Origin of the sequence: Salinirubrum litoreum (assembly GCF_020567425.1) — an archaeon.
Classification (GTDB): domain Archaea; phylum Halobacteriota; class Halobacteria; order Halobacteriales; family Haloferacaceae; genus Salinirubrum; species Salinirubrum litoreum.
On the sequence record NZ_JAJCVJ010000001.1, the window covers coordinates 1230236 to 1252342 of the forward strand.

Annotated in this window: 20 protein-coding genes; 7 read left to right on the forward strand and 13 right to left on the reverse strand. The window is 68.6% G+C overall.

Translation table 11 applies throughout. From position 1 onward, the window contains the following. Positions 1 to 179 precede the first annotated feature (179 nt). Positions 180 to 923, forward strand: coding sequence for a DUF2797 domain-containing protein (locus LI337_RS06170; RefSeq protein ID WP_227228923.1), 744 nt, complete (start codon positions 180 to 182; stop codon positions 921 to 923). 6 nt (positions 924 to 929) lie between these two features. Here the strand turns inward: LI337_RS06170 and LI337_RS06175 are convergent, their stop codons facing one another. Beyond that, a complete protein-coding gene (locus tag LI337_RS06175) occupies positions 930 to 1142 on the reverse strand; it encodes a DUF8132 family protein (protein ID WP_227228925.1) in 213 nt (70 codons plus the stop codon). A 220-nt stretch (positions 1143 to 1362) separates the two neighbouring features. Here LI337_RS06175 and LI337_RS06180 point away from each other — a divergent pair, with 220 nt between their 5' ends. Beyond that, entirely contained in the window at positions 1363 to 2304 is a 942-nt protein-coding gene (locus LI337_RS06180; protein ID WP_227228926.1) for a beta propeller repeat protein, read from the forward strand. Positions 2305 to 2600: 296 nt separating this feature from the next. Here the strand turns inward: LI337_RS06180 and LI337_RS06185 are convergent, their stop codons facing one another. Continuing rightward, complete coding sequence (locus LI337_RS06185; RefSeq protein WP_227228928.1) at positions 2601 to 3686, reverse strand: WD40/YVTN/BNR-like repeat-containing protein; 1086 nt, start codon at positions 3684 to 3686, stop codon at positions 2601 to 2603. A gap of 209 nt (positions 3687 to 3895) precedes the next feature. Between LI337_RS06185 and LI337_RS06190 the strand changes: the two genes are divergently transcribed. Beyond that, positions 3896 to 6109 carry a KAP family P-loop NTPase fold protein gene (locus LI337_RS06190; protein WP_227228930.1) on the forward strand — a complete coding sequence of 738 codons (2214 nt, stop codon included), beginning with the start codon at positions 3896 to 3898 and terminating at the stop codon, positions 6107 to 6109. Positions 6110 to 6133: 24 nt separating this feature from the next. Here the strand turns inward: LI337_RS06190 and gatA are convergent, their stop codons facing one another. Together gatA and gatC are read right to left on the reverse strand one after the other, a co-directional pair. Then, entirely contained in the window at positions 6134 to 7411 is a 1278-nt protein-coding gene (gene gatA / locus LI337_RS06195) for an Asp-tRNA(Asn)/Glu-tRNA(Gln) amidotransferase subunit GatA (protein WP_227228932.1), read from the reverse strand. Next, positions 7412 to 7690, reverse strand: a complete 279-nt coding sequence (gatC, locus tag LI337_RS06200) for an Asp-tRNA(Asn)/Glu-tRNA(Gln) amidotransferase subunit GatC (protein ID WP_227228933.1) — start codon at positions 7688 to 7690, stop codon at positions 7412 to 7414. A 126-nt stretch (positions 7691 to 7816) separates the two neighbouring features. Between gatC and LI337_RS06205 the strand changes: the two genes are divergently transcribed. Continuing rightward, on the forward strand, positions 7817 to 8215 hold the full coding sequence (locus tag LI337_RS06205) for a DUF2178 domain-containing protein (protein WP_227228935.1): 399 nt from the start codon (positions 7817 to 7819) through the stop codon (positions 8213 to 8215). Continuing rightward, complete coding sequence (locus LI337_RS06210) at positions 8212 to 8436, forward strand: helix-turn-helix transcriptional regulator (RefSeq protein WP_227228937.1); 225 nt, start codon at positions 8212 to 8214, stop codon at positions 8434 to 8436. Before LI337_RS06205 ends, LI337_RS06210 begins: the two co-directional genes overlap by 4 nt. Positions 8437 to 8469: 33 nt before the next feature. Here the strand turns inward: LI337_RS06210 and LI337_RS06215 are convergent, their stop codons facing one another. Then, positions 8470 to 9726: a Glu/Leu/Phe/Val family dehydrogenase gene (locus LI337_RS06215; RefSeq protein WP_227228939.1), complete on the reverse strand. Its 1257-nt coding sequence runs from the start codon at positions 9724 to 9726 to the stop codon at positions 8470 to 8472. Positions 9727 to 9827: 101 nt separating this feature from the next. After that, entirely contained in the window at positions 9828 to 11537 is a 1710-nt protein-coding gene (locus LI337_RS06220) for a DUF255 domain-containing protein (protein ID WP_227228941.1), read from the reverse strand. Between the two features lie 87 nt (positions 11538 to 11624). Here LI337_RS06220 and LI337_RS06225 point away from each other — a divergent pair, with 87 nt between their 5' ends. Both LI337_RS06225 and LI337_RS06230 read left to right on the forward strand, forming a co-directional pair. Continuing rightward, positions 11625 to 12062 (forward strand): DUF4864 domain-containing protein, encoded by a 438-nt coding sequence (locus LI337_RS06225; RefSeq protein WP_227228943.1) that lies wholly within the window; start codon positions 11625 to 11627, stop codon positions 12060 to 12062. Further along, a complete protein-coding gene (locus tag LI337_RS06230) occupies positions 12029 to 13060 on the forward strand; it encodes an alpha/beta fold hydrolase (RefSeq protein WP_303645203.1) in 1032 nt (343 codons plus the stop codon). The genes LI337_RS06225 and LI337_RS06230 overlap by 34 nt, the downstream gene beginning before the upstream one ends. A 143-nt stretch (positions 13061 to 13203) precedes the next feature. Here LI337_RS06230 and LI337_RS06235 read toward each other — a convergent pair whose 3' ends face one another. The 7 genes from LI337_RS06235 to LI337_RS06265 form a co-directional block, all read right to left on the reverse strand. Beyond that, on the reverse strand, positions 13204 to 14256 hold the full coding sequence (locus LI337_RS06235; protein ID WP_227228944.1) for an NAD(P)-dependent glycerol-1-phosphate dehydrogenase: 1053 nt from the start codon (positions 14254 to 14256) through the stop codon (positions 13204 to 13206). A 100-nt stretch (positions 14257 to 14356) separates the two neighbouring features. Next, complete coding sequence (locus tag LI337_RS06240; protein WP_227228945.1) at positions 14357 to 15214, reverse strand: DUF58 domain-containing protein; 858 nt, start codon at positions 15212 to 15214, stop codon at positions 14357 to 14359. 46 nt (positions 15215 to 15260) lie between these two features. Beyond that, positions 15261 to 16229: an AAA family ATPase gene (locus tag LI337_RS06245; RefSeq protein ID WP_227228946.1), complete on the reverse strand. Its 969-nt coding sequence runs from the start codon at positions 16227 to 16229 to the stop codon at positions 15261 to 15263. 34 nt (positions 16230 to 16263) lie between these two features. Then, a complete protein-coding gene (locus LI337_RS06250) occupies positions 16264 to 17142 on the reverse strand; it encodes a DUF7502 family protein (protein ID WP_227228947.1) in 879 nt (292 codons plus the stop codon). Continuing rightward, positions 17142 to 17738, reverse strand: a complete 597-nt coding sequence (locus LI337_RS06255) for a chromosome partitioning protein (RefSeq protein ID WP_227228948.1) — start codon at positions 17736 to 17738, stop codon at positions 17142 to 17144. Before LI337_RS06255 ends, LI337_RS06250 begins: the two co-directional genes overlap by 1 nt. Continuing rightward, entirely contained in the window at positions 17735 to 20164 is a 2430-nt protein-coding gene (locus tag LI337_RS06260; RefSeq protein WP_227228949.1) for a vWA domain-containing protein, read from the reverse strand. Before LI337_RS06260 ends, LI337_RS06255 begins: the two co-directional genes overlap by 4 nt. Beyond that, positions 20164 to 22062 carry a vWA domain-containing protein gene (locus LI337_RS06265; RefSeq protein ID WP_227228950.1) on the reverse strand — a complete coding sequence of 633 codons (1899 nt, stop codon included), beginning with the start codon at positions 22060 to 22062 and terminating at the stop codon, positions 20164 to 20166. The genes LI337_RS06260 and LI337_RS06265 overlap by 1 nt, the downstream gene beginning before the upstream one ends. Between the last annotated feature and the right edge of the window lie 45 nt (positions 22063 to 22107).

Below are 22107 nucleotides of genomic sequence, written 5' to 3' on the forward strand. Positions count from 1 at the left end.
CGGGTTCGGGCGTCGGTTCGAGCGCCGACACGGTGTGATTCACCAGGGCACGTATGCGTCGAGCCGGCGTGTTTCCTGCGCTGTGTTAGCTTTGGTCACACCCGGGACCACTGGATCGAACGACCCCCTCGTCCCGGCGAGACAGCAGACACTTTACCACGCTCGCCGTAGCTCGTCTCGTGCAGATCGTGGGCTACGACCCGGTCGATCCGGCGCTCCTGCTCTCGGACGACGGTGTCCGTCGGCAGTCGCTCGCGCCGGGGACCGACCTCGACTTCGCGCTCGCCGACCGGCACTGTGCCGGCGTCCTCGACGGCGAGACCCACCTCGCGTGTGACGCGGAGTCGGCACCCTACTGCCAGGACCACACCTACACGTGGGTCTGTGCCCGTTGTACCGGCGACTGTCTGAAAGACGAGATGGACTGCTACGACGACCACGCCATCTACCTCGCCGCCTTCGCGCCGGCGACGTTCAAAGTCGGCGTGACGAAGGAGTACCGGCTCGAGACCCGCCTCCGCGAACAGGGGGCCGATCGCGCCGTCCACCTCCGGACGGTCGAGAACGGGCGGATCGCCCGCGAGATCGAAGCCGGGATCGCCGAGTCGATGTCGGATCGGGTGCGCGTCCCGACGAAGGCCGAGGGACTCCACCGGTCGGTCGACGACGCGGCCTGGGCGGACCTGCTCGACGGCTTCGACTACGAGGCCGAGTTCTCGTTCGACTACGGACTCGACCTCACGGACCGGCCGGTCGCAGAGACGATCGCGACCGGCACGGTTCGGGGGACACAGGGTCGACTGCTCGTCCTCGACAACGCCGGGACGACCTACGCGGTCGACCTCCGGCAACTGGTCGGCTACGACGTACGCGAGGGCGGGACCGACAGGGACCTCCAGTCGAGTCTCGGGGCGTTCGGGTAGAGAGAGTCAGACCCGCGCGCCGACGCCCGCGAACTTCGTCATCCCCCAGGTCAACACGATGATCCCGACGACGAACACGCCCAAGGTGCCGAGCAGTGGCACCGGCTCCAGTGCCGCACCGCCGAGAAACGGGCCGCGGACGATCAGGTAGCCGGAGCCGAGCGTGATCGACAGACCGACGACAGTCACGAGTCCGAAGAAGAGTGACGTGATCTTCACCGGGCGACCACCTCCGCCGAGCGTGTCATTCTCGACTACATCCTGCGCAGGCACGGGCTTAACTGCTGTCCTCCGATGCACGCCGCCAACTGGTCGAATATTCGTCACTCGACCGTCGGAGCGGTCCCGCGTTCGAAGTCGCCCACGTCTCACCCACCCGACTTGATCGAATTCCGGAACGTGAGGGGGTCTCTTGGGTCTCTCGTCCGAACAGCCGACTATGTGGACGTTCGAATCCGCGACGACCCCCGCCTCGTGGACCGCAGTCGACAGCCCCGTCTCCACCACCCTCCACGCCGTCGTGCAGACAGCGAACGGTCCCTGCGCGGTCGGGAACGGTGGCTACGTCGTCGGCCGGGCGAGCGACGGCACGTGGGGCGTCGTCGTCGACGCCGGGATCGCCGCGAAGCACCGTGCCATCTACGACGTCGCGCCGACCGACGACGGCACCCGACTCTGGCTCGTCGGTGCGAGCGGCACCGTCGGCTACTACGACCTCGCTAACGGCGAGCGTCGTGACCTCTCCGCGACACTGGAGTCGGACAGTGCCCTCCAGTCCGTCGCGGTCTCGGGACCCCGTGGCGCGGAGAAACTACTCGTCGCCGACGCGAACGGGAACGTCCTCCCAGCGGATATCGACGGCGACGCGCCGCAGTGGGGGCCGGCGACCCGCCCGGCTGGCGGCACCGTCTTCACCGACCTCGCGGCCGACGACGCCGGCGTCGGCTACGGCGTCGATACCAGTGCAAGCGTCTGGGTGACGACGGACGACGACGGCTGGAAGCGCGTCGGTATCGACGGCGAAGGAGCCAGTCTCTACGCGATCACGACCACCGGCGACGGGCTCCTCGTCGGCGGCGGGAGCGGCCGGCTTCAGGCCTCCGACGAGGAGTTCAGGTGGACGCCGTTCTCCGTGGGCCAGGCGACCGTCTACGGACTGGACGGCGACGCAGACCGGATGGTCGCCGGCGGCGGGAGCGGGAACGTCTTCGTCCGCGAGTCCGGCGGTGACTGGCGGCCCGCCGACTGGTCGGGGAGTGCGACCCTCTACGGCGTCTGTCTCGGCGAACCGGCCGTCGCGGTCGGGGCCAGCGGGACGATCGTAGAGGGGAGCGGCGAGAGCGAGGCCACCGACGGCAGTTCGAGCGACAGCACCGCCTGAGTCGGCACCTCCAATCGGTTCTAACGCTCGTCTGGGCTCTTCACTCTTCGACCGCACGACAGACAGCGACGCCTCTCTGAGAGCGTGTGTCGTCAGTGGGAGCCGACGGGGACGACCATGAGGCGACGACGACGAGACGACGAGGCGACGAGAACGACACGAGAGAGACAGACGAACAGCACCGCGAGAGTTGAGAAGAGCGGGCAGAGCAGATCGAAAACGGTCGACAGCGAGAGACGGCCGACCGCAGGGGACGAACCGAGACAGACGACGAGAGACGACCGGACCGACTCTGCTCAGGAGGTGGTGGTGGAGTCGGTCGTCGAATCGGTCGTGCTGTCCGTCGTCGAGTCGGTCGTGCTGTCCGTCGTCGAGTCTGTCGTCTCGTCCGCGTCGACGCCGTCGCCGTCGTGGAACTCGCCACGGTCGTCGAACTGGTCGCCGTCGGGGCTCGTCGTGTCCTCGGCGGCCTCGCCGCGCGGGCGGTGGATGATCGTCCCGCCCTTGCCGACCGCCACGTCCGGTTTGCCGAGCGCGAGGTCGAACAGGTTCTTCGTCACCGGCGAGGGGATGCGCTCCCAGCGCTCTTCCGAGTCGCGCTGGAAGATGTCGCCGTTGTTGCCGAGGACGACCATCTGGTCCTCGTACATGTCGAACGCGCGTAGGGAGGTCTTGTCGGTGACGCCGATGGGCGTCCAGTTCTTGTAGGAGTCGTCGTAGCGGTAGATGCGCCCGTCGCCGGCCGCGATGTAGACGCGACCGCCGCCGCCCGCGTAGATGTCGTAGAACTTCACCTGCGCGTTGACGACGCCGATATCCTCCCAGCCGTCCTCGGCGGTCGTCTTGAAGGCGTTGCCGGAGGTGTCGACCGCGTAGCCGATGCCGTCCGGACTCGCGGCGAGCGCGGAGACCTTCGACCCCTTCTTCCCGGGCTTGTGGACCTCGCCCCAACTCACGTCGAAGCCGTCCATCGTGAACGGGAGAATCTCCCCGGAGCCGTTGGCGACGAGGCCCTTCTCCGAACCGCGTGCCCCGGCGACGGTCATCCCCTCCCACGTCGAGGTCATCCCCTCCGGGCTGGAGTAGTCGAACTTCTTCTGGGTGCCCACGTCGTAACAGCCGATCGCACCGGAGGAACCGGCGAACCACAGACGCTCGCCGTCGGACGTGACCGCCAGCCCGCGAAGCTGGTTGTCACGGGTCTTCGGGCCGTCGTCGAAGATGATCTCCCAGTCGTCCTCGCGGTTGCCGAGCAGTGTCCCGCCGTCACCGATGGCGTAGGGACCCTCGACCGTCTGGACCACCTCGAACAACGCTTTCTCGAAGGGCGATTCGACTTGCTGCCATTCCGGCGCGTCGGCGTCGGGACCAAGTTCCCACATTGCGACTGGACGTTCGGCCGATATCCACTTCAATCGGGGCGAACTGTTGGAATTCTGGAACCGATATTCGGTCTGTTTTACCTGACCGTCCGGTTACCTCGGGCGATCGGTCACGGCTGTCGGCGGCGTCCCACGGATCCCACCGGAGTCGTCCGGACGAACCTACTTGCCCTCGCTCGTCGTATCTGCACAGTTGGGAGTGTGAACAGATGGCAGACCAACCGTTCCCGGTGCTCACGGAGGAGGTGGAACGTCTCCTCCCGCCCGTAGACGACGCGACGCCGATACCGGCGGTGGAACTGCTCCTGTCGCTGGTCGACCCGGGCCCCGACTCGAAGAGCGAGGTACCCGAGTCGAGCGAATCGGCCGACTTCGGGGCGTCACGACCCGACCCGCCCGAGTGGCTGTACGACACCACCCTCCAGAGCGGCGACGCCGCCACAGCCGAGGCCCGGACACTCCCCGACTGGCTCTCCGAGATCCGACTCCTCTACGAGGAGCAGATGGTTTCGGCGCTCTCGGTCCCGGCGGTGGTCGTCGGCGTCGGGATACTCGTTCCGGACCTCGGAAGCCAACTGGTCACCGCCAACTTCCTCGGCGTGTACGTGGACGAACTCGTCGCCGAACACGGTGTCGAGACGTTCACAGACTTGCTGACGGACGAGGGCCGGAAGTCCGCCGAGCGAGTGATCGGGAACAACGGTCCACCCCCGATCGAACACGTCCCGATCCACGCCGACGACCCGCTGACGGACGCCGACGCCGACGAACTCGGGCGGGACCTGTTCGCCGAGTATCTCGCGCTCCGACTCCGAGACGCGCGGGCCGCGACCTCGGGTGCCTACTCGGTCCACCTCGACGGGCCGTGGGGGGCCGGCAAGAGCACGCTCCTGCACTTCCTCGACGACCACCTCACGGCACCTCGGACTGCCGACGACGACCGAGAGACAGCGGGCGGCACGGACGACGCGACACCGGCCGAGTCGGACGGTGCCCCGACACCGACGGAACTGGGCGACGAGTGGGTCGTCGTCCACTTCAACGCCTGGCAACACCAGCACCTCCGGCCGCCGTGGTGGGCACTGCTGGACCGCATCTTCCACGACACGCGGTCGCAACTCCTGCCGGGTGACCGCCTCCGGCAACGCTGGTGGCGGTTCAGCCGGAGTGGGCGACTCGCGGCCTACGCACTCGTCGGCGTGTTCGGCTGGGTCGTCGTCGGGACACTCCTCGCGGTGGCGTTCGCCGGGCCGGACTCGCTCGCCGAACCGGGGACGGTGGTGGCGCAGTTCGTCGCCAACGCGGACGCACTCGGGGCGATATTCGGGGTGGTGGTCGCCGGCCTGGCGCTCCGAGACGCGGTCGTCTCGCCGACGGTCCCCCGGTCGGCACACGCGGCCCAGCGCTACGTCGACTACCGGAGCGAACCGATGACCGAGATAACGGCGCTGTTCGGCGACCTCATCGAGAGCGTCCAGCGGAGCAGTCCGCCCGGGAGACGGCGGCAGGTCGCGGTGTTCGTCGACGACCTGGACCGGTGTGCGAGCGAGTACGTGGTCGAACTGCTGGAGGGCATCCAGACCCTCTTTCGGCGGGCACCGGTCGTGTTCGTCGTCGCGGGCGACGGTCAGTGGCTCACGACCTGCTTCGAGTCGGTGTACGCGGGCCACGAGGCGGTGGCCGAGACGCCCGGCACCTCCCTCGGGACGCTGTTCGTCGAGAAGACGTTCCAGTTCTCCGCGCCGGTGCCGGGCATCGACCCGGCGCTCCAGTCGGCCTACTGGCAGGGACTCACCCGCGTCCGACCGCCGGCCGAGACCGGAGACGGCCAGTCGTCGGATCTGATCGACTCCCGCGAGACCCCTGCCGGGGTCACGACAGCGCCGACAGCGAAGACCGGGACCCCGGAGACGGACACCGTCGCCGGGCAGGACGAGGATGCCGAGGCGGAGGTCGGTCCCGGCGCGGAGGACGCGTCGGTCCGCGAACGCGTCGAGGCACGGCGTGCCGACGTCCGGTCGTTGGCCTCCCGTCGGGAGCAGGCGGCGTCGGAACGACTGCTCCTCTCGACGCTCGGCGACCTGCTGGCACCGAACCCGCGCGGCATGAAACGTCTCGTCAACACCTACAGCGCGAACCGGGCACTGGCACTCATCGCCGGAGCCGACCTCTCGGAGGCAGTGCTGGCGCGGTGGACGATCCTCTCGCTCCGCTGGCCCGCGCTGGCCGACTATCTGGCTCGGCACCCCGAGCAGGTCACGAGCATCGGTGTGTCGAGTCCGCCAGACGTGGACGAAGACCTCCAGACCCTTTTCGCCGACGAGTCCGGGGACGTCTGGCGGACTGCCTTCGGCGAGGTAGGTGACTCTGTCGAACCACTCGACGCCGAGGCTGTTCGGGACTGTGCCGCGATCAGTGCGTGAGAACTCGATCGAACGCGGCGGCGGTCAGTCGTGGACCGCACTCGCCGCGCGCACGATGGTCTCCTCGCCGAACTTCGGGCCGATGAGTTGCAGGCCGACCGGGAGGCCGTCCGTCTCGCCGGCCGGCACCGAGATGGCCGGGACGTTGGCGAGGTTCACGGGGACCGTGTTCGCGTCCGCGAGGTACATCTGCAGGGGGTCGTCCAGACTCTCGCCGAGTTCGAAAGGCGTCACCGGCATCGTCGGCGAGGCCAGCACGTCCGCGTCCGAAAGCGCGTCGTCGAAGTCCTGCTTCAGCCACGCGCGAGCGTCCTGTGCCTGCTTGTAGTACTTGTCGTGGTACCCCGCCGAGAGGGCGTAGGTGCCGAGCAGGATGCGGCGCTTGACCTCCGGCCCGAAGCCCTCGTCGCGGGCCTTCGCGAAGGATTCGTTCCAGTTGCCGTCGTAGCCACCGGAGACACCGTAGCGCACGCCGTCGAAGCGCGCGAGGTTCGAGGACGCCTCGGACATGGCGATGACGTAGTAGGCCGCGACCGCCGTCTCTACCGAGGGCATGCTGACCTCGTGGTACTCCGCACCCTGTGCTTCGAGGTCGGCGATGGCGTCCCAGAACGTCTCGACGACGCCCTCCTCGGCTCCTTCGATCAGTTCGGTCGGGACGCCGATGGTCAGGCCGTCCACGTCGCCGTCCGCGGCGGCGGCGTAGTCAGACGCTGCTCCCTCGTCGTGGGTCGTCGCGTCACGCTCGTCCGGGCCGGCGAGCACGTCGAGTAGTCCGGCGGCCCCCTCCACCGTGGGTGCGATGGGACCGATCTGTTCGAGACTGTTCGCGTACGCGACGAGGCCGTACCGCGAGACGAGACCGTAGGTCGGCTTGATGCCGACGACGCCACAGAAGGCGGCCGGACACCGGATCGACCCGCCGGTGTCGGTGCCGAGTGCGAGGTCCGCCTCGCCGCCGGCGACCGCCGCCGCGGAGCCACCCGAGGAGCCACCGGGCACGCGGTCGGTGTCCAGCGGGTTGCGCGTCGGGCCGAAGTGGGAGGTCTCCGTGGTCGTGCCCATCCCGAACTCGTCCATGTTCGTCTTCCCGACGATGGTCGCGCCCGCCGCCTTCAGGCGCTCGACGACCGTGGCGTCGTACGGCGGGACGTAGTCTTCGAGCATCGCCGACCCGCAGGTGGTGCGCACGCCCTCGGTCGAGATGTTGTCCTTCACCGCGACCGTGGTGCCGGAGAGCGGTCCCTCGTCGGTCGGGTCGATCTCGGCGTCGGTGACGAAGGCGTTCAGATCCGTGCTCATCTACGACACCTTCGGTCCTTTGAAGAAGCCGTCCTCGGTCTCCGGGGCGTTCGCCAGCGCCTCCTCCTGGCTGAGGCCCTCACGGACCTCGTCTTCTCGCATGACGTTCACGAGGTCCGGTTCGGACTCCACTTCCGGCACCTCGTCCAGCGCCTCGAAGTAGTCCAGGATGTCGCCGAACTGGTCGGCGAACTCCGCGACCTCCTCGTCGGCGAGGTCGACGCGCGCCAACTCGGCGACGTGGCGCACGTCCTCGGCGTCGACAGACGATTCGCTCATACTTCGGGCGTGCCCCGGACCGGGAGTAAGGGTTTCGGTCGGTCTCCGAGGACGGCCACGCCGACTCACGAGGGACAGATTCATACGACCGTGCCGACTCGGTACTGGAAACCGTCCGTTACACCCATGACCGCAACCGTCACCAGCCAGTCCGGGTATCGCCGCCTGTACGTGCTCAGTTGGGTCCTCGGGACCGCCGGCTACGTCGGCCTGCTGTTGGCTGGGCAGGTCGTCGCCGGGGTCGTCGTCTTCCTCCTCGGTGGGGCGGCGGCGGTCGCGCTCTCCCGTCGGGCCGGCACGACGCTGTTGGACGAACGCGACGCCTCGGTGCTCGAGACCGCCAGCGCGAACACGCTACTGCTCGTCGGCGTGGCGTCGGCCGTCACCTTCCCGACCGTCGTGGTGTTGGACGCCCTCGGGAGACTCACGTTCCCGGCGTGGCTCGCTCCCGTCGGACTGTTCGTCGCCGGACTGTTCGGCCTGTGGGCCGTGATGCTGCTCCTCGCACGGGCGGAGTACCGATGAGAAACAGGGTTCGCGCCCGTCGGACCGAGGCGGGCCTGAGTCAGGCCGACCTCGCCGAGGCGGTCGGCGTGACCCGACAGACGATCAACGCCATCGAACGCGAGCGATACGATCCCTCGCTGGATCTCGCCTTCGCACTCGCGGCGTTCTTCGAGACGGAGGTGGAGTCGCTGTTCACACCCGAGAATCTGCCGGAGCGAACCGTCTCCGAACTCGAGTAGCGTTTCCCACGAAGGTCGCAAGTCACGCGCTCGTCAGGGCCAGTTGCCGCCCTGCGTGTACGCTCGGACGACACGCTCGATGGCGACGACGTACGCGGCGGTCCGGAAGTTCGGCAGGTCGTTCGTCTCGTAGGCGTCCACGAGGTCGTCGAAGGCGCTCGTGATGACCGTCTCCAGTTCGTCGTTCACTCGCTCCTCGGACCAGTAGAACCGCTGGCGGTTCTGGACCCACTCGAAGTACGAGACCGTCACGCCGCCCGCGTTGGCGAGGATGTCCGGGAAGACGTACACGTCGCGGTCGGTCAGCACGTCGTCGGCGTCGGGGGTGAGGGGGCCGTTCGCGGCCTCGACGATCACGTCGGCCTGCACGTCTTCGGCGAGGTCGCCGTCGATGGCGTTCTCGAGGGCGGCCGGCACGAGCAGATCGACGTCCAGCGTCAGCAACTCGTCGTTCGTCAGTTCCTCGTCGGCGTCGGCGTAGCCAGTGACGCTCCCGGTCTCGTTCTTGTAGTCCTTGACGGCGACGGCGTCGAGTCCCTCGGGGTCGTAGATCGCCCCGGAGGAGTCCGAGACGGCGACGACGTTCGCGCCGAGGTCCTCGACGAGTCTGGCGAAGACAGACCCGGCGTTCCCGTAGCCCTGCACCGCCACGCTCGCACCGTCCATCTCCTTGCCGAGGTAGTCGAAGGCCTCGCGGGCGGTGAACATCGTGGATCGGCCGGTCGCCTCGACGCGCCCCTCCGATCCGCCGGAGTCGAGCGCCTTCCCGGTGATGACGCCGGGGGCGGTGGTATTCTCCAGTGTCTCGTAGGTGTCCTTGATCCAGTTCATCTCCCGGCCGCCGGTGTTCACGTCCGGCGCGGGGATGTCTTTGTCCTCGCCGATGAACGGGCGGAGTTCTTTCGCGAACGAGCGGGTGAGTCGTTCGAGTTCGGCCTCGCTGTAGTCGTCGGGGTCGACGACGATACCGCCCTTCCCGCCGCCGTAGGGGATGTCGACGACGGCGCACTTGTAGACCATCCACCCGGAGAGGGCCTTGACTTCGTCGCGGGTGACGCCGGGGTGGTAGCGGATGCCACCTTTGTAGGGACCGCGGTCGCCGTTGAACTGCGAGCGGAAGGCTTTGAACACCTCGACGGTGCCGTCGTCGCGTTCGACGGAGAGGTTCGTCTCGAGCACGCGTTCGGGGTGTTTCAGGCGGGTCAGTACGTCGGGGGCGACGTCGAGGTACGCCGCCGCGTCGTCGATCTGCTCTTGCAGACTCTCGAACGGGTTCGCTTCCTCGGACATACTCGCAGAAGGCAGGGGGGAGCCGATAAACGTGCCGAATCTATACCAATCTTTAATCCTAATATTCCTTATACAGATCCGCCGGCGTCGAGGTGGTCGGCTCAGACCAGTTGCGACACCTGCGCCATCAACTCGTCCGGCGTCGTCGCCGACCTGACCTCCTCGCCGCGCACCACGGAGGCCCCCCCGGCCGACAGGCCCTCCTCGACATCGGCCGAGAGCAACTCTGCCACGTCCGTCGCCTCGGGCACGACCACCTTCTCGTGGTCAGCGACCCGGAGGGCGGCCCGATGCAGGTCCGACCCGGACGGTCCGGCGACTGCAATCACGAGTGGTGCCCGACAGCACCGGGCGGCGACACCCCCGTAACCGGCGACCTGCGCGCCCATCCGGTCTGCCGCACCGGCGAACGCGCCGACCGTCTCCTCGGCGACCGCACGGTAGCGCTCCTCGCCGGTGACGCCCGCCAGTTCGAGCAACGCGTCGGCCATCTCGACGTTCCCGTCGAGTGGGCGGAGCGGACGATCCAGCAGACCCGCGCCCTCGGCCGGTCCGTCGCGGAACGACCCCGACTCGTGGAGGGTCTCGATAGCGTGGTCGGCGACGGACCGCGCGGTGGCGAGTGGCTCCGGAACCGCGTCGGTGCCGAGCACCTGCCGCGCGCGGACGAACGCCGCGACGACGCGCGCCTGATCCTCCAGCAAGCCCGCCTCGACGACCGGGTCGGTCCCGGCGTCCGCCGCCGTCGCGTCTCGGTTGGGGTCGTGGACGTGGGTCACGACGCCGTCGTCGATCAGTTGCTCACGGAGGAACTCGAGGATGCGACCCGCGTACTCGCGGGCGCGGTCGTCGTCGGTGTAGGCGTGGTAGGTGAGCAGGGCGTCGGCCGCGAGGGCGTTCCCGCCGGCGTAGGCTGTCAGGTCTCTCCGGGGCGACCGCATCGCCGCTCGCTGCTCGGCGTCAGCGGCGTAGTAGTCCCGGCCCTCGCCCGGTCCCTCGCTGCCGCCGACCGCGACGCCCGACCAGAGGTCGTCCGTGAGATACCGGACCGTCCGGCGTGCCGGGTCGCGGTAGGCGTCCTCGCCGGTGTAGCAGTACGCGTGGGCGAACGTCCGCAGGAGCGAGGCGTTGAGGTCGGCGACCTTCTCGTAGTGGATGCCGCCCCAACTCCGACTGTCGGCGTACCGGAAGAAGCCACCCGCCACCGAGTCGTGGAGGTGGTCCCGGATCGCGTCCAGCGTCCGGAGTGCCTGCTCGCGGTCGCGCTTGAGGGCGAACTCCACCGTTCGGGGGAGCGGGAACTTCGCGTCGGTCCCCCACCCGGCGAACTTCTGGTCGAACTGCCGGTCGAGTTGCCCCGCGACGTACTCCTCGATCTGTGGCGTCACCTCGCCGGCCGGCGTCGGTTCGTCGCCGAGAGCGCGCGGAACTCTGCCGGCGGACGCACCCTTCGCGTCCCAGACCTCCCGGACGCGGTCGAGGATGCCCCGGAAGCTCTCGGGGTCGAGGTAGCCCGCGCCGGTGATGACCTCGCCGGCGGGCGTGGTGAAGACGGTGGAGGGGAACCCGCCCATGTTGTAGCGCTCCCGGACGCGCGGGTGGCGGTCCACGTCGACCCGGATCGGGACGAAGCCGTCGTTGACGTTCGCCGCGATACGCGGGTCGGCGTAGGTCTCGGCGTCCATCTCGTGACAGCCGTCACACCACGTCGCGGTGAGCGCGAGGAGCACCGGTTTCCCGGCCTCGTCGGCCTCGTCGAACGCCGCCCGGCCCCAGTCGCGCCACTCGACGCGCGTCCCGTCGTCTGTCATACCCGACGCTCGGGAACGCGGGAGGGTAAGGGCTTCGAGTCGCCGAGATGCTACAGGTATTTAGCCTGACAGAGCGTATCACGTGGTATGCACGATCAACACAATCCGTCGGACGTTCACGTCCCCGCGCCCGACTTCGCCCCCGCCGAAGTCGTCTCGCTCCACCTCGACGCGTTCGGGCGGGTCGGCGTGGCCGACACCGGCGCCGATCCGGCGACGACTCGCGGTCTCGACGACGCGGCGGTCCAGACGGCGTTCCGCTTCGCCAGCCCCGCAGTCCGGCGTCGGATCGGGTCGGCTGGGAACCTCCGGACGCTGCTGCTCAGTCGACTGTACGAGCCACTCGTCACCTTCGAGCGGTCCGCGACCGCACCGATCGAGGTGACCGGCGACCGCGCCAGACAGGAGGTGACGGTGATGACGCCGGACCGCGCGGAGGCAGTCTACGAGTTCCGCCTGGCCCGCGCCGACTCGGGACCGGAGGTCGGCTGTTGGTTGGTCGACGCGGTGGATCGGATCGCGTGACGATGACCGGCGAGCCACCTGCCCGCCCGGACGGCGGGTCCGCGACCGACGGCGAGTCCGCGACCGACGGCGACGTGACGGGCGGCGAGAGCCCGCCGTCCGAGCGCTCCGCGACCGACGGCGACGACGCACTCCCACCCGAGGTGCCCGGCGAGTCGGTGTACGTCGAGACGAACGGGATCACCCTCCACACGGTGCAGGCCGGGCCGGAGGACGGCCCGCTGGTGGTCCTGCTCCACGGCTTCCCGGAGTTCTGGTACGGCTGGCACGACCAGATTCGGCCCCTCGCGGAGGCGGGGTTCCGGGTCGTGGTCCCGGACCAGCGCGGCTACAACCTGAGCGACAAGCCGGAGGGCGTCGACGCGTACCGCATCGACGAACTCGCGGCGGACGTGGTCGGCCTGATCGACGCACAGGGGCGCGAGCAGGCGGCGGTGGTCGGCCACGACTGGGGCGCGGCGGTCGCGTGGTGGACCGCACTCCACCACCCCGAACGCGTCTCGAGACTCGTGACGGTGAACGTCCCACACCCCTCGATCATGAGTCGGACCCTCCGTCGGAGTTGGACCCAGCGGTTCAAGAGCGTCTACATGCTGTTCTTCCAGGTGCCGGTGCTGCCGGAACTGGTGTCGTCGGCGCGCGACTGGGAGACGGTGGTCCGGACGCTGAAGCGCAGCAGTCTGCCGGGGACGTTCTCGGAGACCGACCTGGAGCGCTACCGGGAGGCGTGGTCACGGCCGGGGGCGTTCCGCGCGATGCTCAACTGGTACCGGGCGATGGTCCGCCGGCGCGACAGCCCGCGAACCGAGCGCGTGACGGTCCCGACGCTGGTGCTGTGGGGCGCACAGGACCGGTTCCTGAGTCGCTCGATGGCCCGCCCGAGTGCCGACCTGTGTGACGACGGCCGGGTGACGTTCTTCGAGGACGCGACCCACTGGGTGCAACACGAGGAACCGGTGAAGGTCGCGGCGGCGCTCGTCGAGTTCCTGTCGGAGTGACCCTGCGACTGCACGGCGACCGCAGACCACGACAGCACAGCGACCGCCACCCGTCGTCCCCGACCGATTCGACCGAGTGCTCTCCGACGTACCAGTTACTCCACCCTCACGTTCACCACAGAAACGCACACACCAGACCGAACTCAGATCACACCGGTCACGCTCGCCACCTCGCGGGCGGCCGACTCGCTCATCCCGTCGCCGAGGATGGTGTACCGGTCCCGGATCCGGTGTGCCGTCGTCAGCGCCTCGATCACGGTCTCGCCGTCGATGCCCAACTCGTCGGCGGTCGTCGGCGCGTCGATGCTCGTCAGCGCGCGCCGGATGTCGTGCCACTCGCCGTCCTTCCCGCCGTGGAGGTACGCCGTCATGATCGACCCGACGCCGACCTGGTGACCGTGGAGCGCCGCGCCGGGCGCGATCCTGTCGAGTTGGTGCGAGAAGAGGTGTTCCGCGCCCGAGGCGGGTCGGGAGGAACTGGCGATGGACATCGCGACGCCCGAGGAGACCAGCGCCTTCACGACGATCCAGGCCGACTCCTCCAGTCCCGGCTTGATCGAGTCCGCGCTGTCCACCAGCATCTCGGCGGTCATCTCCGAGAGGGCGGCGGAGTACTCCGAGAACTCGACGTTCTTCAGCCGTTTGGCGAGTCGCCAGTCCTTGACAGCCGTGTAGTTCGAGATGATGTCGGCACAGCCGGCGGTGGTCAACTCCCACGGCGCGTTCGCCAGGACCTCGGTGTCGGCGATCACCGCCAGTGGCGGGTCTGCGGCGACGCTGTGGCGGGTGTCACCCTCCGGGACCGACCCGCGCCCGGAGACGATGCCGTCGTGGCTCGCGGCGGTCGGCACCGAGACGAAGCCCATCCCGAGGTGGTCCGACGCCATCTTGGCGATGTCGACCGGTTTCCCGCCGCCGACACCGAGCAGGTAGCCCGCGCCCTCGGCGCGGGCGGTGTCGATGACCCGCTCCACGGCGGCGAAACTCGCCGTCTCGACCGTGACCGTGATCGGTTCGGCGTCGGCGAACTGTGCCCGGATGCTGTCGCCGACCATGTCGTCCGGCGTCGGACTCGTGACGATCAGCGGTCTGCCCGTGACCGGCAACTCGTCGACCGCCTCGCGCAACTCCTCGACGACGCCGTGCCCGACCACGACGTTTCGCGGGAGTTTGATCCACGTGGTCTTTTCGAACATACTGGATCGTCTCACGGAGTGCTTGAAACAGTTTGGCCTTCGGTCCCCGGTCGGCGACCTCGGCACGGTGCCGCCCGGCGAGACTCTCGCCTGCTGTCGGTCACTCGCTCCACAGCGACGCGAAGGAGTCGAAGAAGTCCGCGCCGGTGTCCACCAGCACGTGGTCGGCCCGGAGCGTGTCGGCGCGTTCGGCCACGTCCTCAACGTGTGCCTGAAGTCGGTCGCGGTACGACTGTGCGAGCGACCCGCCGAAGTAGGTCCGGGTCGTCTCGTCGGTCTCCGGGTCGTGGAAGACCGTGTCGCCGGTCGCGTCCGGATCGAGTTCTGCCGGCGAGAGCACGTGCGCGAGGAGGGTGTCGTTACGGGCCAGCGCCCCGACGCCGGCGTCGATCTCGTCTGCGTCTTCGAGAAAGTCGCTGACGATCACGACGAACGCCCGCGAGTGGATCGACTCGGCGTACTCCTCGAAGACGCTCCGGAAGTCGGCTTCGCCCGCCGGGTCGGTCTCGTTCAACAGGTCGATGATCTGCATCAGTTCGGCCCGGTTCGACTTCCCGGTGTCGAGGCGTTCGAGGTCCGCGCCGAACGTCGAAAAGCGGAAGTCGTTGTTCTCCTCGGCCGTGAGGTACGCGAAGCCGAGGCCGAGTTTCGCGCCGTACTCGAACTTGTTCGTCTCGCCCTCGCCGAACGCCATCGACTCGCTCCTGTCGAGGAGGACGTGGACCGTCAGACTGCGCTCCTCCTCGAACTGTTTGACGAAGTACTCCTCGGTCCGGGCGTACAGTTTCCAGTCGATGAGTCGGGTGTCGTCGCCGGGGGCGTACCGGCGGTAGTCGGAGAACGTCAACCCCTCGCCGAGGTTGCGCGACTCCTGTTCGCCCTGCTGGATCGAACTCGCCTCGCGCTTCATCGCGGACTCGAAACGGTCCAGTTCGTCGAGGAAGTCGGGATCGATCATCGTCTCCCCCTCCTCGTCGCCACGACCGGGTCGGTCATGCTCGCTCTCACTCCAGTCCCGCCACCATCCGCGAGACCACCTCGTCGGTCGTCAGCCCCTCACGTTCCGCGCGGAAGTCGAGGATGATCCGGTGGCGCAACACCGGCGGTGCCATCGCCTCCACGTCGTCCCACGAGACGTGGCTCCGACCCTGCAGGAACGCCCGCGCCTTCGCCGTCAGGACGAGTGCCATGCTCGCACGCGGAGACGCGCCGTACTCGATCTGGTCGTCGCTCCGCGTCTGCTGGACCAACTCGACCGCCCGGTCGCGGATGTCGTCGGCGACGGGCACCTCCCGGGTCAACTGCTGGGCCTCCTGGATCTCCTCGCGGGTCAGGACCTGTTCGACCGGTTGCTGTGGTTTGCCGGTCGTGTACATATCGACGATGGACACCTCCTCGTCGAAGGAGGGGTAGTCGACGAGAATCTTCAGCAGGAAGCGGTCGGTCTGTGCCTCCGGGAGCGCGTAGGTGCCGCCCTGGTCGATGGGGTTCTGGGTCGCCAGCACGAAGAACGGGCGCGGGAGGTCGTACGTCTCGCCGGCCGCCGTCACCTGCTTCTCCTGCATCGCTTCCAGCAGGGCGGCCTGCGTCTTCGGGGTCGCGCGGTTGATCTCGTCGGCCAGCACGACGTTGGCGAAGATGGGGCCACGCTCGAAGACGAAGTCCCGACCCGAATCGGTCTCCCGGATGATCTCGGTCCCGGTGATGTCCGAGGGCATCAGGTCGGGGGTGTTCTGGATGCGCGAGAACTGGAGGTCCGTCACCTCGGAGACGGTCCGGATCATCGAGGTCTTGCCGAGTCCGGGGTTCGACTCCAGCAGGGCGTTCCCGTCCGCGAGGATGCAGACGAACAACTGTTCCAGTACGTCTGTCTGGCCGACGATGCGTTTGCCCACCTCCTCGCGCGCAGCGCCGAGTTTCCGCTGGAGGTCGTCGATGCGATCCGTCGTCACGCCGTCTCGTTGGTCTGTCATGGTGTCGTCCCGTCCTGCGTCGTGAATCGCGTGGTCATTCCTCGTCGTCCTCCTCTCTGATCGCCAGGTTGTACTCCCGGATCAGGTCGGCGTCCTCGATCTCCTCGTCCGGCGCGAAGCCGGCCTGCTGGCTCTCGACCGCCCGGTCGCCGGCGAACCCGCCGTCGTCGTAGGAGGCGGGCGACTCGCCGCCCTCGTTCGATCCCGCCCCACTCGATCCGACCGAGACGTTCTGTTCCGTGTCGCCCGCGCTCACGTCCTCGGGGTCGCCGAGCACCTCGCTCCCGTCCTGCAGGCCGCCGAACTCGTCGTCCACGCCACCGCCGCCACCGCCGGTGACGCCGCCGCCGCCCAACTGGAGGTCGACGACCGCGACCTGCACCGTCAGCACGCTGGCGAGCAACAGCAGGACCATCGGGATCGCGAGTCGCTTCCCGTCGAGCAGACCGACGCTGGAGGTCTGCTTCAGTCGGGTCAACACGTCCCGGTAGAGCCGAACCGCCATCGCCGACTCCGCGCCGTCCTCCACGGCGTCCCGGGCGGTCCGGAGCGCCTCGCGCACCTCGGGGTTCGCACGCTCGAACAGTTCGACTGCGGGCCTCCGCGCCCGGTAGACGAACTCGCCGACCCCCACGACCAGGCCGAGTCCAGCACCGATCACGGTGCTGGTGGCGATCCGAACCGGGCCGAACTGTCGGCCCGCGACACGCTCCGCGAGACCGACGAGGACGCCCGGCACCGACACCTCGGCCGGAAGCGCGTCGAGTGCGAGCACCGTGAGCAGGAGGTTGACGACCAGTGCGACCGCCGCCGCGTCGATGACGGCGTAGACGGCCGCGAGTTTGTAACCCTCTCTCCGGACCTCCTCGATGGCTTCGCGGACGCGCTGGGAATCGGATTTCGTCTCGGGCATCAGCACTCACTCGGGAGCGGTTCGTCGTTCGGCCACTGGTTACAGACGCTGTTCAGGTCGTCTTCGAGGTCGTCCCGTTCGTTCTGCAACTGCGTGATCTCCGTGTTCAGATCCTCGATGTCCTCGTTGAGCCGTTCCTTGTCGCGTTCCAACTCGGTGACGCTCTCCTCCAGTTCCTCGACGTCGTTCTCCAACTGGTTCCGTTCGCTCCGGAGCTGTGACACCTGCGCTTCCAGCGTGTCGGACCGACTCTGTGCCTCCCGGAGGTTCTCTCTGGTCGCCTGGAGGTCTTCTTCGGTCTCCGCGAGGTCGTCGCGTGTCTCTTTCAGGTTCTCCGAGACCTGCGAGACGTCGCTCTGGGTCGTGTTGAGTCGTTGCTGGAGTTCGGAGAGGCGCTGTCGGCGCTGGTCGAGTTCCGACTGCGTGTCGTCGAGTCGGCTACTCAGTTCCGCGTTCCGGTCACGCAACTCCTCGTTCTGCCGCTCCAACTGCTCGACCGACCGCTGGTAGAACATCGTCGCGCCGGCCGTGCCGACGACCGAGGCGACGATGAGGAGGACCAGCAGGAGGTTGATCGACTTGCCGATGTAACTCACGGGAGACCACCTTCGTTCCGAGTGCGACCCCTGTAGACTTGAATCCGGCGGGCGACCACCTCCAGCAGGTACAGGAGCAGCGCGGCCGTCAGCAGCGCCCACGTCAGGTCGGTCTCGACGCGCCGGACCCGCGTCGACTGCTCACGTGCGTACTCGGCGATCTGACTCGCCTCGTTCGGGGCGAACGTCCGCCCGTTCGTCGCCGCGACCGCCTGCGACAGCGCCGGATCGCTCCCGAAGCCCGCGTACTCCGCCTCGTAGTTGGCGGCGTACTGCGCGTCCAGCACGTCGACGAAGCCGGTCTCCTCGGGTGTCACCGACGCGCGGTAGACGCCCTCGCTCGTCTGCCGGAAGTCGATCCCCTCGGCCTCCGGACGCTGGTCGCCCCGGTAGACGACGACCGTCTCCTCGCCGACGCGCGTGTCGCCGATCTCGGTGACGCCGGTCGCGCGCCGCTCCGGATCGCCGATTGCGTAGTTCGTCGATTTCGTCAGGAGCAGCGAGTCCGGCCGGGAGAGGAGGCCGTCGAGCGTCCCGTCCTCGCCGTAGGCCGTGATCGTGACGACCCGACCGAGGCCGTAGCGCCACGAGGCGACCGCCGGAGTCCCGTCGTCCGACGCGACGAGGAAGTCCCCGCCGGGTTTCATCGACACGTCGTTCACGCGGGCGGGACTGGCGGTCAACTCCACGCCGGAGGTGATGAACGTGTTCCCGTCCACCACGGTCAGCCCCTCGCCCTCGAACTGGCGAGAGGCCCCCCCGAACAGGAGGCGGAGGCGATCGGTCTCGGTCGCCCGGAGATACGACCCGCCGGACTCGCGGGCGATCTCGCCGAGCACCTGCCCGTTCGGACTCGGACCGGTCCCGACCGAGACGACGCGGGTCCCGGCGGTCCCGAGTTGGGAGGCGATCCGGTCCGAGTTCGAGGCGGTGTCGGCACCGTCCGAGATCAGGATCACGGTCCCGCGGTCGCCGCCGAGCATCTCCTGTGCGCCCTGCAGGCCGAGGGCGATGTTGGTCGCCCCGCCGGCCTGCAAGCGCCTGATCCGATCCTCTAACTCGCCGCGGTTGTCCGAGAGCGACCGGATGTCGGCGACCCGGTAGGCGTTCTGGTTGAACGCGACGAGGCCGACCCGGTTCTCGTCGCCCAGTTGGTCCAGCACGTCCAGCGACACCGCCTTCTGGACGGTCATCCCCTGTTCGGCACTGCCGGAGACGTCGATCAGCAGGACGATGTTGGAACTGCCGCCGCTCCCCTCGCCGACTCGCACCGGGAGCATCGACGCGACCGGCGACTGGTCGTAGTCGCCGCCCTCGAAGGCGTTGTCGCCGCCGACCATCAGCAGGCCCCCGCCGTCGATGACGAACCGCTGGAGACTGTCGACGTTGCCGAGGTCACGCGCGGCGGTGTCCTGCACGACGACCGCGTAGTACGGCGAGAGGTCCTCGGGCACCGAGTCGGCACGCTCCACGTCGTACAGGTCCGAGAGGTAGCTCCGGAAGGGGTACGAGCCACGCGAGACGTAGAGGATCTTCGGGCGCTCGACGACCCGGACCGACTTGTAGAACACGTCGTTCGTGTCGAACTGGTCGCTGGTGGCGACCTCGGCCCGGATCTCGTGTGACCCCACGTCCTCGAAGGTGTGGGTGAACTCGACGCGCCCGCCGCCCTCGGTGAGTGGTCGCTCCAGCACCTGCTGGTTGTCCACCTCGACGCGGAGTGTCGCGTCGCCGGCCGGCAGGTTCACGCCGTCGACCGACACGAGGAACTGGCTCTCGATGCCGACGCTGGTCTTCGCCGGGCCGTTGACCGTCACGTAGCGCTCGGTGCGCTCCGGTTGAATCCGGACACGACTGATCGTCGCGTTCAGTCCGCGAGCGCGGTCGGCAGTTTCGGCAAGGGTTCGCCCACCGGTGACGCGACCGTCCGAGAGGACGACCACGGTCCCGTTCTCCCGCAGGTTCGCGCCGATCGCGTCCCCGAGTCGCGAGTCGGTCCCCTGGCCGATCGTGGCGGTCCGGACCGGGACACCCTGGCTCTCGATCCCCTCGGCCAGTGCCGCACCGTCGGCGTCGGTGACGCGCATGCTGTCGGACTCGTCGACGAGGAGCGTCACCTGCGGTTGGCCGGCGGTCTCGCGGGTGGCGACTGCGTAGGGTGCAGTCGCCGAGAGCACGACGAGCACGACGATCAGCAGTCGGCTCACGGCGAGCAGTCGTCGGCTCCGGGTGGACGCGGAGCCGATTCGTCGGTCGCCGTCCTCGGCGTCGTCTCGCCGGAGGATCAGCAGGTACAGCAGACCGACCGCGACCGGGAGCGCGAGCAGGGGCCAGAGCTGTTCGACCCCGACGGTGACGCCGTTCGGGAGGGTGTAGGTCGTCTGCAAGGGGAGTCCGTCGAGGCGTGTCGGGAGTACCGACCGCATCACAGATCACCCCGCCGACGCAGGTAGGCCAACTCGCCGAGTGCGACCACCAGCGCCCCGAGCGCGAGGTACTCGGTGATCGGATCGGGGACACTGCGTTCCTCGGTCCGTGCCCTGACACCGGCCTCGCCGCCCGCCACGTCCGGCGCGGTGACGGTCGACTCCGGTTCGCTCAGCAGGGCGACCGCGATGCGTCTCCCCTCGACGCCGGTGTCTGCGCTGGTGTCGCCCGCGCCGGGGCCGGCACCGTCGCCAGCAGTCGGCGTCGTGGTCGTCTGTTGTCCCTCACCACCACCGGTCGCACTCCCGATCCGGTAGAGGCCGACCTCGGTCAGCGGGACCGTCGTCGCGCTCACCGATCCGGAGGGTGTCTCGACGCGTCGCTCTGCGGTGAAGTCGAGACTGCCGCCGGTCTCGCGGTTCAGCGTCGGGAGCGTCTCCCGGTCGGCGAGGTAGAAGACGGCACGCTTCCAGAACACCGGGTACTGGTAGTTGAACTTGAACGACGACGACGCCTCGATGTAGCCGTAGTAGAGCAGGCGTCCCTCGCCGCGGTCGGCGGTGGCGAGCAGGGGGTCACCGTCGTTGACCGCCACTTGGAGCGTCCCCTCCCGGAGCGTCCCGTCGACGTACTCGGTCGGGGCCTGGAAGTCGATGCCTCGCGTCAACTCGGTCTGTGCCCGGATCTGGGTCGTGGAGCCGGTTCGAAGCTGGCCCGGTTCGATCAGGAGCAGGTCGCCGTACTGGCTCGGGAACGGCTCCTGTGCCTGGATCGCCACGCCGCCGCCGCGCTCGACCGTCTCCCGGCCGGCGGCGACGTTGCCCGGCAGGAGTTCGTCGGGGTCGACGTTGCTGTAGACGATCACGTCGTACTCCTCGCTGACGGCGGTCGGCGGGTTCTTCACCGTCAACTCCACGTCGTCGATGACCGACAGCGCGGTCGTCAGGTAGCGGTTCCGGTCGTTCGTCAACACCAGCACGTCCACGGTCGGGTCCTCGGGCGCGGACAGCGGGAGTCTGTCGTCGGTCGGGAACGAGTCGCCCGGCGTCAGTCGAACCTCGCTCGCGCCCGCCGGGACGGTGAAGGTCCGGGTCGTCACGTCGTCCGGTTCGAGGGTGACGGTCGCGGTCTGCTGGCCGAGTTGGAGTTGGCGTGTCGCCTCGCTGTCGCCGAAGTTCTTCACCGAGACCGTCACCTCGGTCCCGGAGAACCGTCGGTCCACGATGCCGACGTTGTCGGTCCCGCCGCCGGCGAACTGCCGGAGTTCGACGAGGAGGTCGCGGGCGCGGGCCGTCTCGACGGCCGACTGCCAGTCGGTGTCGTCCGCGAAGTCGCCGACGACGACGATCCGGGCGTTCTCGCCGGCGACGGCCGTGGCCTGCGAGATAGCGGCCCGGAGGTTCCCTTCGGTCGCGGTCGGGGCGAGTCCGTCGAGCGTGGTTCGCGCCTCGTCTGCGGTTCCGCCGCGGAGGGCAACGTCGGCGTCCGGGGCCGTGACCACCACCGAGGTCGTCCCGCTGACCGCGCTTCTGGCCGACGCGAGCGCCTGCCCGAACCGGGTGTCGCCACCCGCCTCGGTCGCCATCGACGCGCTGGTGTCGACGACGAGCACGGTCTCCTCGACGGTCGACTCCTCCGAGACGGTGACGTAGGGGGACGCGAGCGAGACCGCCAGCAGGACCAGCACCGCGATCTGGAGGAAGAGGAGGAGATTCCGGCGTAACTGTTCGAGCAGGGGGTTGGTCGTATCCTGTCGGGTCTGTTCGACCAGAAAGCGGAGTGTCGGCAGATCGACCTCCATCGGGTCGGGGCGGATCAGGTACAGCAGGATCACGGGGATCACCGACGCGAGGGCCAGGAGACCGAGGGGGGAGAGCACGAAGTCGGAGAGGGCCATCGTCCACCGTGAGAACCCGGGGGCCTATGGCTGTTGTGCTGGTAG

Bases quoted from the DNA above. Each gene is read 5' to 3' on its own strand.
- LI337_RS06180 (WP_227228926.1), top strand. From the start codon at position 1,363: ATGTGGACGTTCGAATCCGCGACGACCCCCGCCTCGTGGACCGCAGTC.
- LI337_RS06245 (WP_227228946.1), bottom strand. From the start codon at position 16,229: ATGACAGACCAACGAGACGGCGTGACGACGGATCGCATCGACGACCTC.
- LI337_RS06205 (WP_227228935.1), top strand. From the start codon at position 7,817: ATGACCGCAACCGTCACCAGCCAGTCCGGGTATCGCCGCCTGTACGTG.
- LI337_RS06210 (WP_227228937.1), top strand. From the start codon at position 8,212: ATGAGAAACAGGGTTCGCGCCCGTCGGACCGAGGCGGGCCTGAGTCAG.
- gatA (WP_227228932.1), bottom strand. From the start codon at position 7,411: ATGAGCACGGATCTGAACGCCTTCGTCACCGACGCCGAGATCGACCCG.
- LI337_RS06215 (WP_227228939.1), bottom strand. From the start codon at position 9,726: ATGTCCGAGGAAGCGAACCCGTTCGAGAGTCTGCAAGAGCAGATCGAC.
- LI337_RS06240 (WP_227228945.1), bottom strand. From the start codon at position 15,214: ATGATCGATCCCGACTTCCTCGACGAACTGGACCGTTTCGAGTCCGCG.
- LI337_RS06235 (WP_227228944.1), bottom strand. From the start codon at position 14,256: ATGTTCGAAAAGACCACGTGGATCAAACTCCCGCGAAACGTCGTGGTC.
- LI337_RS06190 (WP_227228930.1), top strand. From the start codon at position 3,896: ATGGCAGACCAACCGTTCCCGGTGCTCACGGAGGAGGTGGAACGTCTC.
- LI337_RS06250 (WP_227228947.1), bottom strand. From the start codon at position 17,142: ATGCCCGAGACGAAATCCGATTCCCAGCGCGTCCGCGAAGCCATCGAG.
- gatC (WP_227228933.1), bottom strand. From the start codon at position 7,690: ATGAGCGAATCGTCTGTCGACGCCGAGGACGTGCGCCACGTCGCCGAG.
- LI337_RS06260 (WP_227228949.1), bottom strand. From the start codon at position 20,164: ATGCGGTCGGTACTCCCGACACGCCTCGACGGACTCCCCTTGCAGACG.
- LI337_RS06185 (WP_227228928.1), bottom strand. From the start codon at position 3,686: ATGTGGGAACTTGGTCCCGACGCCGACGCGCCGGAATGGCAGCAAGTC.
- LI337_RS06225 (WP_227228943.1), top strand. From the start codon at position 11,625: ATGCACGATCAACACAATCCGTCGGACGTTCACGTCCCCGCGCCCGAC.
- LI337_RS06265 (WP_227228950.1), bottom strand. From the start codon at position 22,062: ATGGCCCTCTCCGACTTCGTGCTCTCCCCCCTCGGTCTCCTGGCCCTC.
- LI337_RS06220 (WP_227228941.1), bottom strand. From the start codon at position 11,537: ATGACAGACGACGGGACGCGCGTCGAGTGGCGCGACTGGGGCCGGGCG.